The sequence below is a fragment of the Streptomyces sp. NPDC046876 genome (assembly GCF_040645035.1).
GTDB lineage: Bacteria > Actinomycetota > Actinomycetes > Streptomycetales > Streptomycetaceae > Streptomyces.
In genome coordinates, this window is record NZ_JBEYXK010000067.1 from 22,592 (window position 1) to 39,576 (window position 16,985).

13 protein-coding genes are annotated in these 16,985 nt (G+C 72.0%); 5 read left to right on the forward strand and 8 right to left on the reverse strand.

Annotation, left to right across the window (positions count from 1 at the left end; translation table 11 throughout):
* Positions 1-35: 35 nt before the first annotated feature.
* Positions 36-3,893 (reverse strand): ABC transporter ATP-binding protein, encoded by a 3,858-nt coding sequence (locus tag ABZ924_RS27395; protein WP_361915139.1) that lies wholly within the window; start codon positions 3,891-3,893, stop codon positions 36-38.
* A gap of 228 nt (positions 3,894-4,121) precedes the next feature.
* Here ABZ924_RS27395 and ABZ924_RS27400 point away from each other — a divergent pair, with 228 nt between their 5' ends.
* A complete protein-coding gene (locus ABZ924_RS27400; protein WP_361915142.1) occupies positions 4,122-5,123 on the forward strand; it encodes a hypothetical protein in 1,002 nt (333 codons plus the stop codon).
* A 3-nt stretch (positions 5,124-5,126) separates the two neighbouring features.
* Here the strand turns inward: ABZ924_RS27400 and ABZ924_RS27405 are convergent, their stop codons facing one another.
* The 6 genes from ABZ924_RS27405 to speB form a co-directional block, all read right to left on the reverse strand.
* Positions 5,127-5,780 (reverse strand): hypothetical protein, encoded by a 654-nt coding sequence (locus tag ABZ924_RS27405; protein WP_361915144.1) that lies wholly within the window; start codon positions 5,778-5,780, stop codon positions 5,127-5,129.
* Between the two features lie 116 nt (positions 5,781-5,896).
* Positions 5,897-6,376, reverse strand: a complete 480-nt coding sequence (locus ABZ924_RS27410; protein WP_361915146.1) for a hypothetical protein — start codon at positions 6,374-6,376, stop codon at positions 5,897-5,899.
* 178 nt (positions 6,377-6,554) lie between these two features.
* Entirely contained in the window at positions 6,555-8,681 is a 2,127-nt protein-coding gene (locus tag ABZ924_RS27415; RefSeq protein ID WP_361915148.1) for a hypothetical protein, read from the reverse strand.
* A gap of 33 nt (positions 8,682-8,714) precedes the next feature.
* Complete coding sequence (locus ABZ924_RS27420; RefSeq protein ID WP_361915151.1) at positions 8,715-9,161, reverse strand: hypothetical protein; 447 nt, start codon at positions 9,159-9,161, stop codon at positions 8,715-8,717.
* A gap of 54 nt (positions 9,162-9,215) precedes the next feature.
* Positions 9,216-10,910, reverse strand: coding sequence for a thiamine pyrophosphate-binding protein (locus ABZ924_RS27425; protein WP_361915154.1), 1,695 nt, complete (start codon positions 10,908-10,910; stop codon positions 9,216-9,218).
* A 51-nt stretch (positions 10,911-10,961) separates the two neighbouring features.
* Complete coding sequence (gene speB / locus ABZ924_RS27430; RefSeq protein WP_361915157.1) at positions 10,962-11,930, reverse strand: agmatinase; 969 nt, start codon at positions 11,928-11,930, stop codon at positions 10,962-10,964.
* 456 nt (positions 11,931-12,386) lie between these two features.
* Here speB and ABZ924_RS27435 point away from each other — a divergent pair, with 456 nt between their 5' ends.
* The gene (locus tag ABZ924_RS27435; RefSeq protein ID WP_361915160.1) at positions 12,387-13,823 is read left to right on the forward strand and encodes a helix-turn-helix domain-containing protein; all 1,437 of its coding nucleotides are present in this window, start codon (positions 12,387-12,389) and stop codon (positions 13,821-13,823) included.
* On the opposite strand, the gene ABZ924_RS27440 is transcribed toward ABZ924_RS27435, so the two are convergent.
* Positions 13,771-14,073, reverse strand: coding sequence for a hypothetical protein (locus ABZ924_RS27440; protein WP_361915163.1), 303 nt, complete (start codon positions 14,071-14,073; stop codon positions 13,771-13,773). The two genes, ABZ924_RS27435 and ABZ924_RS27440, sit on opposite strands and share 53 nt — an antisense overlap.
* Before the next feature lie 106 nt (positions 14,074-14,179).
* On the opposite strand from ABZ924_RS27440, the gene ABZ924_RS27445 reads away from it, so the two are divergent.
* The 3 genes from ABZ924_RS27445 to ABZ924_RS27455 all read left to right on the forward strand — a co-directional run bounded on the left by ABZ924_RS27445 (position 14,180) and on the right by ABZ924_RS27455 (position 16,621).
* Complete coding sequence (locus tag ABZ924_RS27445) at positions 14,180-14,974, forward strand: helix-turn-helix transcriptional regulator (RefSeq protein ID WP_361915166.1); 795 nt, start codon at positions 14,180-14,182, stop codon at positions 14,972-14,974.
* Positions 14,967-15,191: a DUF397 domain-containing protein gene (locus ABZ924_RS27450; protein ID WP_361915169.1), complete on the forward strand. Its 225-nt coding sequence runs from the start codon at positions 14,967-14,969 to the stop codon at positions 15,189-15,191. The genes ABZ924_RS27445 and ABZ924_RS27450 overlap by 8 nt, the downstream gene beginning before the upstream one ends.
* 791 nt (positions 15,192-15,982) lie before the next feature.
* Positions 15,983-16,621 (forward strand): hypothetical protein, encoded by a 639-nt coding sequence (locus tag ABZ924_RS27455; protein WP_361915171.1) that lies wholly within the window; start codon positions 15,983-15,985, stop codon positions 16,619-16,621.
* Positions 16,622-16,985: the final 364 nt, after the last annotated feature.

Sequence of the window (16,985 nt, forward strand, 5' to 3'; positions counted from 1 at the left end):
GCCGGGTGGCCGGGCCGAAAGGCCGCGGCCCGGGCTTAGGCGGCGGCGCGCTCGTCCTCGCCGGCGAACGTCCGCCACAGCACGGCGTACCGGCCGCCGCGCGCGAGGAGTTCGGCGTGGGTGCCGTCCTCGACGACCCGGCCGCGGTCCATCACCACGACCCGGTCGGCCCGCGCCGCCGTGGTCAGCCGGTGCGCGACCACCAGGGTGGTGCGCTTGCCCGCCAGCCGGTCGGTGGCCTGGTTGACCTGCGCCTCGGTGGCCAGGTCCAGCGCGGCGGTGGCCTCGTCGAGCAGCAGCACGTCGGGGTCGACGAGTTCGGCGCGGGCCAGCGCGATCAGCTGGCGCTGGCCGGCCGAGAGGTTGCGGCCGCGCTCGGCGACGGTGTGCAGGTAGCCGCCGTCCAGCGTGGCGATCATGTCGTGGGCGCCCACCGCGCGGGCGGCCGCCTCGACCTCGGCGTCGCTCGCGTCGGGCCGCCCGTACGCGATGGCGTCGCGGACCGTGCCGGGGAAGAGGTACGGCTCCTGCGGGACGACGCCGAGCCGGCGGCGGTACGCCGTCAGGTCGAGCTCCCGCAGGTCGGCGCCGTCGGCGGTGACCCGCCCGGCGGTCGGGTCGTAGAACCGCGCCACCAGCTTGACCAGCGTGGACTTGCCCGCGCCGGTCTCGCCGACGAACGCGACGGTCTGCCCGGCGGGTATGCGCAGGCTGATTCCGGCCAGCGCGTCCCCCTTCTCACCGCGCTCCTCGGCGGTCCCGTACGCGAAGCGCACGTCCTCGAAGGCGATCTCGCCGCGCAGTTCGCGCACCTCGCGCGGGTCGGCCGGCAGCGGGGTGGTGGTCGGCTCGCGCAGCAGCTGCTGGATCCGGCCCAGGGAGACGGTGGCCTGCTGGTAGCCGTCGAAGACCTGGGAGAGCTGCTGGACGGGGGCGAAGAACAGGTCGATGTAGAGCAGGTACGCGACCAGCGCACCGGTGGTCAGCGTCTGCGCCTCCACCCGGCCCGCGCCGACGATCAGCACGGCGGCCGCGGCGCCCGAGGACAGCAGCTGCACGAACGGGAAGTAGACGGATATCAGCCACTGGCCGCGCACCCGTGCCTCGCGGTAGGAGTCGCTGCGCTCGGCGAAGCGCTCGGCGCCGGAGTGCTGCCGGCGGAAGGCCTGCACGATCCGCAGGCCGGAGACGGACTCCTGGAGGTCGGCGTTGACCAGGCTGACCCGGTCGCGGGCGAGCTCGTACGCGGCGACGGACTTGCGGCGGAAGACGATCGTGCCGAGCACCAGCAGCGGCAGCGTGGCGAAGACGATCAGGGCGAGCTCGACGTCGAGGACGAGGAGCGCGACGAGGATCCCGAGGAAGGTGAAGACGGAGACGACGGCGGTGACCAGGCCGGTCTGCAGGAACGTGGACAGGGCGTCCACGTCGGTGGTCATCCGGGTCATGATCTTGCCGGTCAGCTCGCGCTCGTAGTAGTCCAGGCCGAGGCGCTGGAGCTGGGCGAAGATCTTCACGCGGAGCGCGTAGAGCACCCGCTCGCCGGTGCGGCCCGTCATCCGGGTCTCGGCGAACTGAGCGGCCCACTGGGCGAGGACCACCGCCAGGGCCAGCAGCGACGCCGCCCAGACGGCGCCGAGCGCGGCCTGCTCGACGCCCTTGTCGATGCCGTGCCGGATCAGGACGGGCAGCAGCAGCCCGGCGCCCGCGTCGACGGCGACGAGCCCGAGGCTGACCGCGAGCGGCGCCCAGAAGCCGTGCAGCAGGCGGCGCAGGTTGTAGCTGTCCTCGGCGGCCGCGGCGCGGGTCTCGTCCACGCCGGGCTCGTCGTCGGCGGGCGGCAGTGCGGCCACCTGCGCGAGCAGCTCGGGGGTGGCCGGCATCCCGGCGACGGCCCCGGCCATGGAGTGCCCTGCCCCGGGCGCGCCGGACCCGGCGGCGGGGGCCGAGGCGGAGGCCGTCTTCGCCGTGTCGGCCGTCTTTGTGTCCTCCTCGCGGCGCCAGAGCTCCGGGGTCACCCCGTCGACGACGCGCCGCTTGGCGTTGACCGGCTCGGCGTCGATCTCGGCCTCGAGCTCGATGTCCTTCTCGAAGTCCCGCTCGAACTCGGCCATGGCCGGGGCGTCCGGGGTGCGCGGCGAGGCCGCGCCGAGCGCGTCGGGGTCGGTGAGCAACCGCCGGTACAGCGCGGAGCGGCTCTCCAGCTCCTCGTGCGTACCGATGTCGGCGAGCCTGCCCCCGTCGAGGACGGCGATCCGGTCGGCGAGCGCAAGCGTGGAGCGGCGGTGCGCGATCAGGAGCGTGGTGCGGCCGGCCATGACGGCGCGCAGCGCCTCGTGGATCTCGTGCTCGACGCGGGCGTCGACGGCGGAGGTGGCGTCGTCGAGGAGGAGCAGGCGCGGGTCGGTGAGGATGGCGCGGGCGAGCGCGATGCGCTGGCGCTGGCCGCCGGAGAGGGTGAGGCCCTGCTCGCCGACCTTGGTGTCGTACCCGGCCGGCAGGGCCGTGATGAAGCCCTCGGCCTGGGCGGCGCGGGCGGCGGCGCGGATCTCCTCCTCGCCGGCCTCGGGGCGCCCGTAGGCGATGTTGGCGCGGATGGTGTCGGAGAAGAGGAACGAATCCTCGGGCACCAGTCCGATGGCGGCGCGCAGCGAGTCGTAGGTCAGCTCGCGCACGTCGTGGCCGCCGACGCGGACGGTGCCGCGGTCGGCGTCGTAGAAGCGGGGCAGCAGCAGCGAGACGGTGGACTTCCCGGAGCCGGAGGCGCCGACGAGGGCGACGGTCTCGCCCTCGGCGACGGAGAGGGAGAAGCCGTCGAGGACGGGCCGCTCGGGGTCGTAGCCGAAGACCACGTCGTCGAACTCGACGGTGGCGGGGGCGTCGGCGGCCAGCTCGCGGGTGCCCTCCCGGATCACGGGCTCGGTGTCGATGAGCTCGAAGACGCGCTCCACGCCGGCGCGGGCCTGCTGGCCGACGGTGAGGACCATGGCGAGCATGCGGACGGGGCCGACGAGCTGGGCGAGGTAGGTGGAGAAGGCGACGAACGTGCCGAGGGTGACCTGCCCGCGGGTGGCCATCCAGCCGCCCAGGGCCAGCATGGCGACCTGGCCGAGGGCCGGTACGGCCTGGAGGGCCGGGGTGTAGCGCGAGTTGAGGCGGATGGTCCGCATCCGCCCGGCGAAGAGGCGGCGGCCGGCGGCGCGCAGCTTGCCGGTCTCCTGCTCCTCCTGGCCGAAGCCCTTGACGACGCGGACGCCGGTCACGGCCCCGTCGACGACGCCGGCGACGGCGGCGGCCTGGCCCTGGGCCCACCAGGTGGCGGGGAAGAGCTTCTTGCGGCTGCGCTTGGCGATGAACCACAGGGCGGGCGCCATCAGCAGCGCGATGACCGTCAGCAGCGGCGAGAGCCACAGCATGACGGCCAGGGATATCCCGAAGAGGAGGAAGTTGCCGATGGTCATCGGCAGCATGAAGAGCAGGCCCTGGATCAGCTGGAGGTCGCTGGTGGCCCGCCCGACGACCTGGCCGGTGGACAGCTCGTCCTGGCGGCGCCCGTCGAGGCGGGCGATGGTGTCGTACATGTCGGTGCGCAGGTCGTGCTGCACGTCGAGGGCGAGGCGGCCGCCGTAGTAGCGGCGTACGTACGTCAGCACGTACACCAGGAGGGCCGCGCCGATCAGCAGCGCGGCCCAGGGGCCCATGGGCTTGGACTCGTCGCCGATGACGTCGTCGATGATGACCTTGGTGACCAGGGGGACGAGGGCCATCACGGCCATGCCGGCCAATGAGGAGCCGAGGGCCAGCAGTACGTTCAGCCGGTACCGCCAGGTGTAGGCGGCCAGCCGCCTGCCCCATCCCTGTTCTTCCTCCGCAGCCGTCTGCGCCGTCGCCACGTCATGCCTCCCCGTCCGTCCTGTCTGCCGCCTCCCCCAACGCCCCGACCGGCGGATTTCATCCCGCCGCAACAATCCGAACGTGCGGCCGCGGCGGCTCCGGCGCACGCCGGGGCGGGCCGTACGGGGCGGCCGGGGCGCGGAGCGTGCGGTTCCGGTGGGCGCGGGCGTCAGCCGGGCGGAGCGGCCCCGGGTGCGGGCCCGGCCGCCGGTGAACAGACTGGGCCCATGCCCACGCCCGAGCCGCAGGAGCAGCCGCGGGAACAGCCGCGGGAGCAGCCGCCCGGACCGGAACCGGCCCGTACGGAGCCCACTGGCCGCACGGTGCCCACGGCGCACCTGGAGCCCGGCCCGAAGCCGGAATCGTTCCTGGAGAAGGCGGCGTACATCACGGCACCGGCGACCGTCGTCCTCGGCCTCCTCTACTACTTCGGCTGCACGTACACCGATGCGTACTACGACTATTTCGGCATCCCCGCGAGCGACCTGCAGTTCCCCGTCCAGACCTATGTGGTCAAGAGCGCGAACGCGGTCTTCTTCCCCCTCTGGTTCCTGCTCGTGTGCGGCCTGGCCGTGCTGCTGGTGCTGGGCTGGACGGGACGGAGACTGGCCGTGCCGGGACGGGAAGCGGCGCGCCGCAGGGTGACCGGCTGGCTGCTCGCCCTGGGCCTGCTACTGGTCCTGGTGGGCTTCCCGGTCTTCTTCTGGGAGGACCGGCTGCCGAAACTCCCGCAGGGCTGGCTGCGCGACTTCGCGCCCTGCCTGATCGTCGCCCTGGGCGCCACCCTGGCCTTCTTCGCCGTCCACATGCACCTGAACCGGGGCCGAGCCGGGCCCGGCCCGCAGGACCGCACCGGAGACCGGCTGTGGCTCACGGCCGGCGCGCTGCTGATCGGACTGCTGACGATGAGCCTGTTCTTCGCCATGGCCCGGTACGCGGCGACGGCGGGCAAGGCCGAGGGCATCCGGTTTGCAGAGAGGGGCTACACGAAGGGCAGCAGCCCCAGGGCGGTGGTCTATTCGAGCGTCCCCATCACCCACCATGCAGCCCGCATCAGGTTCAAGGACCTGGGCCGCGCCAGAGCGCCGTACCGGTATCAGTACCGGGGCTTCCGCATCCTCGCGAAGTCGCCATCCCGCTTCTACCTCGTCTCCTACGTCAAGACCTCGAAGCCGCAGCTGGTGGTGGTTCCCGACGACGGGACGGTCCGGGTGGAGCTCAGCCCCTGAGGATCAGCCCGTGGGGCGCTTGCCCTCGTCCGGGGTCTCGCCGGTGTCGGGCGTCGGGGTCTCGGACACCTCCGGAGTGGACGTGGCCTCACCGGTGATCTCCGCCGTGAAGGCCTCGCCGTCGCTGGTCAGCGCGGTGAGCTCTCCGCTGTAGCCGCCCGGCTGGTCGGCCACGTGCTGGAGGGTGACCGTGCAGCTTCCGCCGGGCGGCAGCTCGACGCCGGAGCAGTTGTCCGCGGTGATCGAGGCCTCCCCGCTTCCGGTCGACGCCGAGAACTCCCGGAAGGTCTTGGACTCGTTCCCGTTGTTGACGAACCGGACGTCCTGGCTCGCGGCCTCGCCCACGTTCGAGGTCGGCACCTCGACCTTCCCCTTGGAATCGGCGCTGCTCTCCCCCAGGAACACGGAGTTGTCCGAGTCCTGGTCTTCGGGTGCGGTGCTCCCCTCCCCGGTGTCCGAAGTCTCTGGGGGCGTCTCGGGCTCGGCGGACTCGCTGGACTCGGCCGGGGGCGGCGGCGGATTGTGGTCGCCATCGCCCCCGCAGGCGGCCAGGGCCGCCACCAAGGCGGCCGTGACTGCTGCGGCGGCAAGGCTTCGGGTGATCGCGGGCATGGCGGCGTCGGCGCCTCCGTCCGGGGTCGACTCGGATCGGCTCACCGGCCAAGCTCCCACAGGACCCTCCCGGCCCCCCCGACGCCGCTGCCGTGACACAGCGTCATCACCCGAAGGCACGCACGGCTGCCCGCCGCGGCTACGGCAGGTGGGTCGGGCCGTCAGGGGCTGGGCAGCGGCTTCACCACTGGGGGCTTCTGCAGCGGCTTGTTCTCACAGCCGAGCGCGTCGGTGACGCGGCGGGCCATGAGGTAGGTGAGGGCGGTCTGCCGGTCGCGGGCCTCCTGGTCGAGTTCCGGCTGACCGATGTTGATCGTGTACGAGGCGTCCGCGTAGAACCATGCCGACTTCGACGGCCCGCCGAGTTCGCCGGGCATGGCGCACTCGACGAACAGCTTCGTGCCGAAGTCACCGGTTTCACCGAAGGCGCCACTCACCTCGTACGGAACCCCCTGGGGTAGGGACCGTTTCACATCGTTGGAGGTGCGAGGCACCCAGCCGAATCCGAACGTCGCGCGTTCGACTCCCCCCTGAGGAGCCGGGCGGTACGCGCACGTGTACGTCGGAAGTGTCCGCTTCTCCGGACCCATCTCCCGCAGGTCGCGCTCCAGGTTCTTCACAGCGCGGCTCGTCTTGCTCATGATCACCTTCTGGAAGCCCTCTGCACGGAGGATCTTCCGCAGAAGCACCTCTTCTTCCGAGGCAGGCGTGATCTCGCAAAGGTGATCGATCTTCGCTTCGGGCTCACTCGAGTCGCACGACGCCAGTGTCAGTACACAGAGAAGGGCTGCCGTCAACCGCCGGAGAGCCTTGCGGACGTCAGGACCGGAGGTGCGCACGGGCGGCGTCCCTTCCACTGGTGTAGCCCGTGTTCGCCATGTCCTTGGCGTGATCGAAAGCAGGGTCGCCCACCATCTTCCGGTCCTGGCTCCACGCGTCGAACATCCTGTTGGTCGCCTCCATACCCTTGCCGAAATTGCTGCTGGAGTCCTTCTTCCCCTGCTCCTCGGCCTCGTCCTTGACGCCCTCGACCCACTCGTACTTGAGCGAGTCGATCAGCGAGCCTCCGAGGGTGCCCGCGACCGGGATCTCGCCGATGAGGCCGTTGGCGGTGGCAGCCGTGTGCTCAGAGGTGCCTTCCGCCCACTTGACCCGGTCGTCTTCCTTGTCCTTGTAGACGTCGGCCCCGATGCCGTTGAGGGCGCCGGCCGCCGCGCCGATGTCATGGGCCCGGTTGTCCCAGTCCGCGCTCACACCGTGCAGGTCGCCCTTGTACGGGGCGGCAGCCGTGAGCTGCTCCGCCGAGTACGACCGCTCCGCCTCGACCAACAGGGCGTAGCTCGGGCCGTCGTCCGCGATGCCGCGCATCACGCGGACCAGGCTGCCTTGCCCGACCGCGATATGGGCTTTGTCGCCCGAGCCGTGGATCGAATCGAGGCCGTTTTGGGCGCCCAGGGTGGAGTCCTGGCCGCCGAGGATGACGTGGGTGTCCGCCACGTAGTCGACCAGTGCCTTCGCCATCGGCTGGCGCAGGCCCTCCAGGTCCTCCGGGAACTTGTCCCCGCCCATTTCGCCGTCGAGCAGCCGGATGGCGTTGTGCATCACGCGGGCCTGGCCCTCGGTGTGCGGTCCCGGCGGGCCCAGCTTCTCGCCGTCCGTGTGGCCCGTCGCCGCCGCCTGGAGGGCGGCGCCCAAGCCCGCCGTCTTGTTGCCGTCCATCTCGATCGGCTGGCCGACGCCCGTCGAGATCCACGGGTCCGGCATGTCGCGCTCGGTGAGCAGGTACTTCAGGTGCTCGTTCTTGTTGCCTGGCGCCGCGGGGTCGAGGAAGTACATCGCCGAGTCCGGGTCCTTGGCCATGATCCCGAGCAGGCCGTCCAGCGGGTCGGAGACCAGGTTCGGCCGCTGGGAGTCGTAGGCGTGGTCGTACATGTGCGGCTTCGACTTCTCGGCCGCGATCATGCCGTCGCCGACGTCGTTGAGGAACTGCTTGCCGTAGCCGCCGCCGTTCCCCATGAGGGTGACCAGCGCCTGGTACCCGTACGTCGGCCGCAGGCCCTTGGCGACCAGCTCGGGGCCCTGCTCCTTGAGCCCGTTCACGAACGGCTTGTACGCGTAGCTGTCCGGGTCCCTGGTGCCCGAGGCGATCGTTCCGGCGAGGCCGGAATTGATCGACTCGTAGAGCTTCCTGTCGGCCGCCGAGGCGCCCCGGTCGTTCGACGCCAGGTTCATCTGGTCGGCCAGCAGCAGGGTGTCCTTGGCCCCCAGCGAGTTCAGGTACGCCTCGCTGAAGTGCTTGTCCCCGGAGTTCTGCTTCAGGACCTCGTTGTAGTGCCGCAGCTCCTCCGGGGAGGCCTTGCCGTCACGGATCTTCCGGGTGAGGGCCAGGGCCTCCACGGCCTCGACGTCGTTGACGGGCTTGGAGTTGAAGCCGAACATCGCCGTGCCGTCCGCGCCCGACGCGTTCAGGAGGGCGACCTTGACGTCCGCGTCGAATTCCGTGACCGCCTTGACCGTGTCCGCGATCCGGCTCGTCCAGGCCTGCTCTACGTTGCGGAGGTCGGGGTCGTGACGCGCCGCGTTCGCGGTGGCCGCGTCGACCTTGCTGTAGTCGAAACTCGCGATGCCCGCGTCCGAGACCTTCATGCCCGCCTTGACGGCGTCCTCGACGGCGGAGGTCACCCGGCCCTTGAGCTCCGTGAAGCGGGTGTGCGCGTCGCGGAGCAGGGACTCCATTGCCAGCGCCTCGGTCTGGGCCGAGTCGAACTCCTTGCGGGTGATGGCGGCGTTGGTGCTGGCCACCTGCTGGCTGCTGCCCAGCCAGCCGTTCCCGGAGGAGACGCTCTGCACCTCCTTCTCGTACACGTCCTCCATCGTCTTGAACTGCGCCGCCATGGCCTTCCAGCCGTCGGCGGCCGTCGTGAGCGCGGAGAGGTCCGTCTGCATGATCTCGTGATAACCCGGCACGCCCGTCTCCCCCTACAGTCCCGAGACCTTGGACGACAGCACCGGCTGGAAGCTGCGTCCCGTCAGCAGGTCGTTCCCGGTGAACAGGTTCGACGCCCCGCGCAGGGCGGTCTTCTCCGAGTCGAGCCGCGCCATCAGGCGCTTGACCTGGTCGTCCCAGTGCGTGTGGGCCTTCGACAGGCCGGCCGCCGTCTCCCAGCCGGTGAAGGCCTTGACCGCGTTCTTGGTCGGCTCGTCGGCCACGTCCGCAGCCTTCTTCGTGCCGGGCTGCAGAGTGTTCTCGATGGTGTTGGCCGCCTTCTTCTTCTCCGGAGGGGCCGTGGCCAGCACCCCGTACCCGCTGGGCGTCCCGGAGCTGCCGCCGGGGTCGGCGGCGAGCTGGTTCAGCCGCATCTGCGGCGCAGGGCCGTCGGGCGAGGACACCTGCTTGTGCCGGTCCCAGTCTTCCTCGAACGACACCGTTCCCCCTCGCGTCCGCCCAGTGATCAAGGCCACCCTATCGAGGCCCCTCCTCTAACTGTGCGTAGGGGTGAACATCCGGAGGGTGGCCGGGAGGACGACGACCGAGGGGCCCGGCGCGGCCAGGGCCTTGGCCAGGTCGGACGCGAGGGCGTCCGGGGAGGTCACGGCCGCGGGGACGCCGAAGGACTCCGCCAGGGCCGCGAAGTCGGGCCGGGTCAGCTCGGTGCCGGTCGTACGGCCGTCGAAGGCGTCCCGCATGTACTCGCGCAGGATGCCGTAGCCCCCGTCGTCGACGATCAGCCAGGTGACGTCCAGGTCGTGCTGGCGGGCGGTGGCCAGCTCGGCGATGGAGTACATCGCGCCGCCGTCGCCGGAGACGGCCAGGACCGGTGTGCCCGGCTCGGCCAGGCAGGCGCCCAGCGCCGCCGGGAAGGCGTAGCCGAGGCCGCCCGCGCCCTGCGCCGAGTGCATGGTGTTCGGGTGCTTCGGGTCGAAGGCCGACCACGCCCAGTACGCGAGCATCGTCATGTCCCAGAAGGACGGCGAGCGCGCGGGCAGGGCCGAGCGGACCGAGGCCAGCAGCCGCTGCTCCAGGCTCTGCGGGCCGAGGTCCTGCGCGGCGAGGCGGGCGGCGACCGCGCCGAGCACCGAGCGGACGCGCTCGGGGGCCCCGGGATCGCGGCGCTCCGCCACCGTCTCCAGCAGGGCCTGCAGGGCGAGGCGGGCGTCGGCGTGGATGCCGAGTGCGGGGTGGTTGGACTCCAGCTTGCCGAGGTCGGCCTCGATCTGGACGACCCGGCCGCCGGGCAGGAAGGTGTGGTAGTTCGACGACAGCTCGCCGAGCCCGGAGCCGACGACGAGGACGACGTCCGCGTCCTCCAGGAAGTCGGTCATGTGGCGGTCCTCCAGCCAGGACTGGAGGGACAGCGGGTGCGCCCAGGGGAAGGCGCCCTTGCCGCCGAAGGTGGTGACGACGGGCGCGCAGAGCCGCTCGGCGAGCTGCCTCAGCTTCCCGGCGGCGTCCGAGCGGATGACCCCGCCGCCCGCGATGATCACGGGCCGCTCGGCCGTCTCCAGCCAGTGCGCGGCGAGCGCGGTCAGCTCGGGCCGCGGGGCGAGCTCGTGCGGGGTCGCGTCCATGCCGGTGACCTGCGGGAGGATCGTTTCCGCGCGCAGCACGTCCTCCGGGATCTCCACCCACACCGGCCCGTGGGGCGCCGACAGCGCCGACTCCCACGCCTCGGCGATCACGGACGGGATCTGGGAGGGGGTCCGGGCCACGTGGACGGACTTCACCACGTCCCGGAAGGAAGCCGCCTGGTCGCGCAGCTCGTGCAGATGCCCGCGCCGGCCGCCGCCCAGGCCCGCCGCCGGCACCTGGGAGGAGATGGCGAGGACGGGCGAGGAGGCCGCGGCCGCCTCCGCCAGCGCCGGCAGCGCGGTCAGCGCCCCCGGCCCGGTGGACAGCAGCAGCGGCACCGCCTCACCCGTCATCCGGCCGTACGCATCGGCGGCGAAGCCGGCGTTGTTCTCCACCCGCAGCGTCACCAGCCGCAGGTCCGAGCGGCCCACCGCGTCGAACAGCCCGAGGGCGTGCTGCCCGGGCAGCCCGAACACGGTGGTGGCGCCGAGGCCGCGCAGCGTCTCCACGACCAGGTCCCCGCCCGTGCGGCCCGGCGGCGGCGCGAGCGCGGCCGCCCGCTGGGCCTCGGTGGGACGGAGTACCAGGTCGTGGTCGTGCGTCACGCGCTGCGCGCCCTTCGTGCGGCTGGTGCTGCGGCTTGATTGCCCGCCTGCTTACTTGCCCTTCGCGGCCGCGATCTGGCGGCTCATGATGGTGGTCAGCTCGTACGCGGTGTGGGACGCCGCGACCGAGGTGATCTCGGCGTGATCGTACGCCGGGGCGACCTCGACGACATCCGCGGAGACCAGGTTGCAGGAGGACAGGCCGCGGATGATCTCCAGCAGCTCGCGGGAGGTCATGCCGCCCGCCTCGGGGGTGCCGGTGCCGGGCGCGTGGGCCGGGTCGAGCACGTCGATGTCGATGGAGATGTACAGCGGGCGGTCGCCGATGCGCTGGCGCAGCTGGTCGGCGATCTCGTCGGCGCCGCGGCGGTAGACGTCGGCGGAGGTCACGATGCCGAAGCCCATCTTGGCGTCGTCGTCGAGGTCCTGCTTGCCGTACAGCGGGCCGCGGGTGCCGACGTGGGACAGCGCCTCGGTGTCGAGGATGCCCTCCTCGACGGCGCGGCGGAACGGCGTGCCGTGGGTGTACTCGGCGCCGAAGTAGGTGTCCCAGGTGTCCAGGTGCGCGTCGAAGTGCAGCAGCGCGACCGGGCCGTGCTTCTTCGCGACGGAACGGAGGAGGGGGAGGGCAATGGTGTGGTCGCCACCGAGGGTCATCAGGCGGGAGCCGGAGGACAGCAGCTCGTCGGCGGCGGCCTCGACCGTCTCGACGGCCTCGTTGATGTTGAAGGGGTTCACGGCGATGTCACCGGCGTCGGCGACCTGCGCGAGCGCGAAGGGGGAGGCGTCCTGCGCCGGGTTGTACGGGCGCAGGAGGCGGGAGGCCTCGCGGATGGCGTTGCCGCCGAAGCGGGCGCCGGGGCGGTAGGACACGCCGGAGTCGAAGGGCACGCCGACGACGGCCACGTCCGCCGAGCCGACCTCGTCCAGGCGGGGCAGCCGGGCGAAGGTCGCGGGGCCGGCGTAACGCGGGATGCGGGAGGAGTCGACCGGTCCGCGCGGCGTCTGCTCGGTGCTCATGGGGGTGCCCTTCTGGAGGTCCTACTGTGCGGTCCTTCGAGCGTACGGGGCGGGGTGCGGGGCGCGAAGTGTACGTTTTATCCATACGGTCCTGCTGGTGTGTACGGAGCATCCATGAGCATGCGTGGTGGCCCTGGTACTGGGCTGGGGGTGGAGGCGGGGATGGGTACTGGGGCTGCCCCTGGCGCCGGCCTTGGTTTCGGGCTCGGCGCTGAGCCTGGGCTGGACTCGAGGGCCACCCCTGGCACTGGCTTTGGTCCCGGCGCTGACGCCGGTACCGGGGCGGGAGCCGACCGCGGACCGGGGCCCGGCGCCGGCCCTGGGACTGGCCCTGGGACTGGCCCTGACGCCGGCCCCGGCGCCGGGACCGGCGCGCGGTCCGGCCGCGGGGCCGGGGCCGGTGGCGGGCCGGTCGGCCGGGCCGGTGCGGCGGCGGACGGTGCCGCCGTTTCGCCGGTGCCCCCCGTACCGCTGAGCGCGCTGCTCGCCGACCGCGAGCTCGGGCTGCGGCACGTCGCCGGGCCCGCCGAGGCCGCGGTGCACGGCGTGCACGCCTCCGAGATGGACGACCCGTCCCCCTACCTCCTCGGCGGCGAGCTCCTGCTCACCGCAACCGCGGGGGCCGGCGAGGCCCGGGACGCCGGGGACGCCGCGGCGTACGACCGGTACGCGGCCCGGCTGGTCGCGGCCGGCGCAGCCGCCCTCGGCTTCGGCGTGGCCCCCGTGCACGAGGAGGTGCCGGCCGCCCTCGCCGACGCCTGTGCGCGGCACGGGCTCCCGCTGCTGGAGGTCCCGCCGCGCACCCCGTTCACCGCCGTCGCCCGCGCCGTCTGGCGGCTCATGGCCGAGGCGCGGACCCGCGAGCTGCGCCGGGTCACCGAAGCCCAGCAGGCCCTCGCGGCCGCCGCCGCCCGCCCCGACCCCGTCCCGGCGGTGCTCTCCCGCCTGGCCGCGAGCCTCGGCGGGCAGGTGCTGCTGTGGCCCGACGGCCGGACCGCGGGCAACCCGCCGCCCCCCGCAGCCGCGGCCGTACGGCCCGCCCTCGACGCCCTGCTGGCCCGCGTCGGCGGCCCCGCCGCGGGCCCCGCGACCGCCACCGACCAGGCCGACGGCTGGCACCTCGCCGCCTACGCCCTCGGCCGCCGCGCCGCCCTCGGCACCGCCACCCCCGCCCGCACCCCCGGCGACCACACCGTCGCCTCGGTCGCCGCCGTCCTGCTGACCCTGCTCACCGCCGACCGACCCGCCGGCCCCGAGACCGCAGCCCTGGCCCGGCTGCTGCTGGGCGGCTCCCCCGCCGAGGCGCTGAACGGCCCCGGCCCCTGGTACGCCGTCCACGCCCGCGGCACCGCCGCCACCGCCGACCCGCAGGCCCTCGCCGCCGCGCTGGGCACCGTACTGCTCGACCCGGCCGGCCCCGCCGTACGGCTCCTCACCGACCGGGATCCCGAACCGCAGCCCGGATGGCGGCTGGGCGTCAGCGCCCCGGCCGCGGCCGACGCCCTGGCCACCGCCGACGCGCAGGCCCGCCGCGCCCTCGACCGCGCCGACGCCGCCCGCACCCCGCTGGCCCGCCACACCGACCCCGGCTTCGCGGGCCTGCTCGGCGAAGCCGAGGCCCGCGCCCACGCCGAGGCCCTGCTCGGGCCGCTCTCCCCCGCCCTGCGGGAGACGCTGCGCGGCTGGCTGGCCCACCACGGCAGCTGGGACCGCAGCGCCGCCGCCCTCGGGATCCACCGCAACACGGTCCGGCAGCGCATCACCCGTGCGGCTGCACTCCTGGACCGCGACCTCGACGATCCGGACGTACGGGCGGAGCTGTGGTTCGCGCTGCGGTGGGTCACTCCGGCTCCGGCTCCAGCACCGGATCAACCATCCGGGCCCCGCGACTGACGGCAACGCGGTGCACGTCGCGCAGCGACTCGGCCATCCGGGCGGAGAGGTAGCGGAGCTGGGCGGCGGTGGCACCGTAGTCGGCCAGCATGTCGTCGGCGTGGCCCAGCAGTTCGAGTGCCATGCCGAGCTGGACCCGCTCCATGTCGTCGGCGACGCGGGAGAGATACCCCTGCCCGTCCCCGACGAGGAAGCACGGCTTGCCGTCTGCGGTGACCCACGGCAGCAGCCGCCCCTGTTCGTGCCCCATTGCGACCCTCTCTGTGTGTAGCGATCCACTCACAGGCTGAGAGGGGCCCGAGTAGGCTCGCCAGGGGGATGCGCGTGACTCCGACTCCGTCACAGGGGAGTTGACGATGAACAACATCTACGGCGACTGGCTGAAGGACAAGCGGAAGGCCGCAGGCCTGACCCAGCAGGCCTTGGCCGACGCCGCCATCATGACGCGGTCCCACATCGCCCACATCGAGGCGGGGCGGCGGATCCCTTCGCGGGAGGATGCGCGACGGCTGGATCGGGCGCTGGGGACCGGGGATGTACTGAGCAGCTTCCTGCCCTCGGATGACATCGCCGTCTCGGATCGTTTCGAGGACGCCCGTCGGCTGGAGCAACAAGCGACCGAGATCCGCGAATTCGCCCTCTCGTTGGTGCCCGGCATCCTGCAGACGGAGCGCTATATGCGTGCCGTGCTGACAACAGCATTCCCTCCGTGGAGTGACGAGGAATGTGACCGCGTCGTCGTCACGCGACTCAGGCGCGCACAGGTGCTCACCAGCCCCAACACCCTGGCAGTGTGGGTCGTGCTCGATGAGGCGGTGCTTCGACGGCACGTTGGCGGTCCGGACGTCATGGCGGAGCAGCTGATGCACATCGCAGCCATGGGCGACGAAAGCCGCATCAGGGTGCACGTTCTCCCGAACGAGGTGGGCGCGCACACGCTTCAAGCGTCCATGCTGACGCTGATGCGCTTCGCGGACCAGCCGCCGGCGGCGTACACGGAAGGCGTGCGGACGGCCAAGCTGCACGACAGTCCGACCATGGTCGAGCAGTTGTACGCCGCCTACGATCTGGTGCTGGGTGATGCACTGCCCCAAAGGGAGTCGCTGGCTCTACTCCGGGCAACAGCAAAGGAATACGCGAACCATGTTTGAGCACACGCTCCCCCGAGCCGCAGCCCTCATTGGCTGGCGCAAGTCCTCCTACAGCAGCAACGATGCGGACAGCTGCGTAGAAGTCATGGACGGTCACCCCACCACCGTCCCGGTGCGTGACTCCAAGAACCCGACCGGGCCCGCCCTACTGATCCCCGCGGCGGCGTGGGGAACGTTCGTCGAGGCCATCAAGCGCGGAACCGGCGGCACGGTATAGCCGGAGCCCATCCGCGCGGCACCGCCCAGCAGATCGGCACCCTCAAGAAGCGGGGTCACGGTCGACCGGGGTCGGGGAGTGTCCGGGGGCGTCCCGGCCGCCCATTGTCCTTTCGGTGCGCGCCGGCCCGTCAAGGGCGCTCCTTCGTCGCGTCGCTTCGCGATCGCCTTCGGCGACCCTTGACAGCCCGACCCGCCCCGAAATGCCAAAGAGCTGCCGGGAAGCCCCCGAAGGATGGCCAGGGGGTCATATCCAGGGAGGCCCCTCGCCAGAGAAGGCAGTCCGGGCCGGGAAGGGCAGAATCCTTCCTCCCGGGACCACCCACCATGCCCGGCACCGGGCATGCGGGCAGCCGAGCCCCAAGGCCCGCAAAAGGGCTTTCTCCGCAGCCGAGGGGCTCGAACCTGTACCAGACTTCGACGAAATGGCCGCCAGGAGCGGGGAGCGCCCCAAATCGCTACGCGCTCCTCCTTTCTCAGCGTCCGACGGCCGTCTGTGGCTGGTAGCGCACCAGATCGCTACGTGGCCCTGCTCATCTCGGCGGCTGACGGCCGCCTGTGGCCGGTAGGCGCGACAGACGGCTGCCGACAGCGGTCGGACTGGCGTCTCACTCCGGTATATGGCCACGAGCGGCCACCCATAGCACCCAGGCGGCGGGGCGATTGGGTGAAGCTGCCGCGGCAGCCGTAATTCGCTCGTTGCGCAGGGTGTTTCCGTTCTGTCGGCGTCCCACGTGTGGACCGTGCTCCGCGCCGTGTCACAGGGGACTTCACCAGACAGGAGAACCCTCCATGTTCACCAAAGCGCTGAGGCGACGGACATCCGCCCTCGGCACCGTCCTCGGCCTGGGCCTCGCACTGCCGTTCACTTTCGGAGCCACCCCCGCCTACGCCCAGGCCGAACTGTCCGTCACGAAGACCCACTCCGGGAACTTCGCTCGGAACGGCCAGGGGGTCTACCACATCGAGGTCATCAACTCCGGCACGGAGGCGACCACCGGCCGAACGCTTCTGACGGACAACCTGCCGTCCGGCCTCACCCTCGATCACCTGGACGTGACCACGGACGAGCCGCTCCCCCTTGTCTGCGTGCCGACCAATAACGACACGGGATTTGTGTGTGAGACCGTCCTGCCCCTAGGGCCCGGTGAGGGATACACGGTCGATGCGACCGTCAACATTGCCGGCGACGCGCCGTGCACCGTCACCAACACGGCGACTCTCAGTGGAGTCGATGAACCGCTCCTGGACTCGGCGAGCGATCCCACGACCATCACCGGCGGCAGCTGCGACAACAGCGGAGGATCGATCCTCCCCATCAACCTCAGCGGCATCATCCCGGTGTACAACAACATCAACACCAACAGCAACGTCCTGAGCCCGGCGGCCACCAACACCAACACCCAGACCTTCGGCATCAACGCACCCTGACGGGCCCGCTCAGCAACCCACGACCGGCGCGAGACGCCGATCCGGCCGAAGCGCGTAGCGATCTGGTGCGCCTATCAGCCACGGACGGTCGGCAGTCGCCGAAGAAAGGGGAGCGCGTAGCGATCTGTCGCGTCTCACGGCTCCTGGCAGCCATTTCGTCGACGTCTGGTGCAGGTTGGAGCCCCTCGGCTCCGGAGAGAGCCCTCTTGCGGGCCTTGAGGGGCTCGGCTACCCGGATGCCCGGGGCCGGGCAGGGTGATGGTCCCGGAAGGAAGGATTCTGCACCTCCCGGCCCCGACTGCCCTCTCTGACGAGGGAAGAGGCTGGACATGACCCCCTGGCCATCCTTCGGGGGCTTCCCGGC

Bases quoted from the DNA above. Each gene is read 5' to 3' on its own strand.
- ABZ924_RS27400 (WP_361915142.1), top strand. From the start codon at position 4,122: ATGCCCACGCCCGAGCCGCAGGAGCAGCCGCGGGAACAGCCGCGGGAG.
- ABZ924_RS27410 (WP_361915146.1), bottom strand. From the start codon at position 6,376: ATGAGCAAGACGAGCCGCGCTGTGAAGAACCTGGAGCGCGACCTGCGG.
- ABZ924_RS27415 (WP_361915148.1), bottom strand. From the start codon at position 8,681: ATGCAGACGGACCTCTCCGCGCTCACGACGGCCGCCGACGGCTGGAAG.
- speB (WP_361915157.1), bottom strand. From the start codon at position 11,930: ATGAGCACCGAGCAGACGCCGCGCGGACCGGTCGACTCCTCCCGCATC.
- ABZ924_RS27440 (WP_361915163.1), bottom strand. From the start codon at position 14,073: ATGGGGCACGAACAGGGGCGGCTGCTGCCGTGGGTCACCGCAGACGGC.
- ABZ924_RS27445 (WP_361915166.1), top strand. From the start codon at position 14,180: ATGAACAACATCTACGGCGACTGGCTGAAGGACAAGCGGAAGGCCGCA.
- ABZ924_RS27450 (WP_361915169.1), top strand. From the start codon at position 14,967: ATGTTTGAGCACACGCTCCCCCGAGCCGCAGCCCTCATTGGCTGGCGC.
- ABZ924_RS27455 (WP_361915171.1), top strand. From the start codon at position 15,983: ATGTTCACCAAAGCGCTGAGGCGACGGACATCCGCCCTCGGCACCGTC.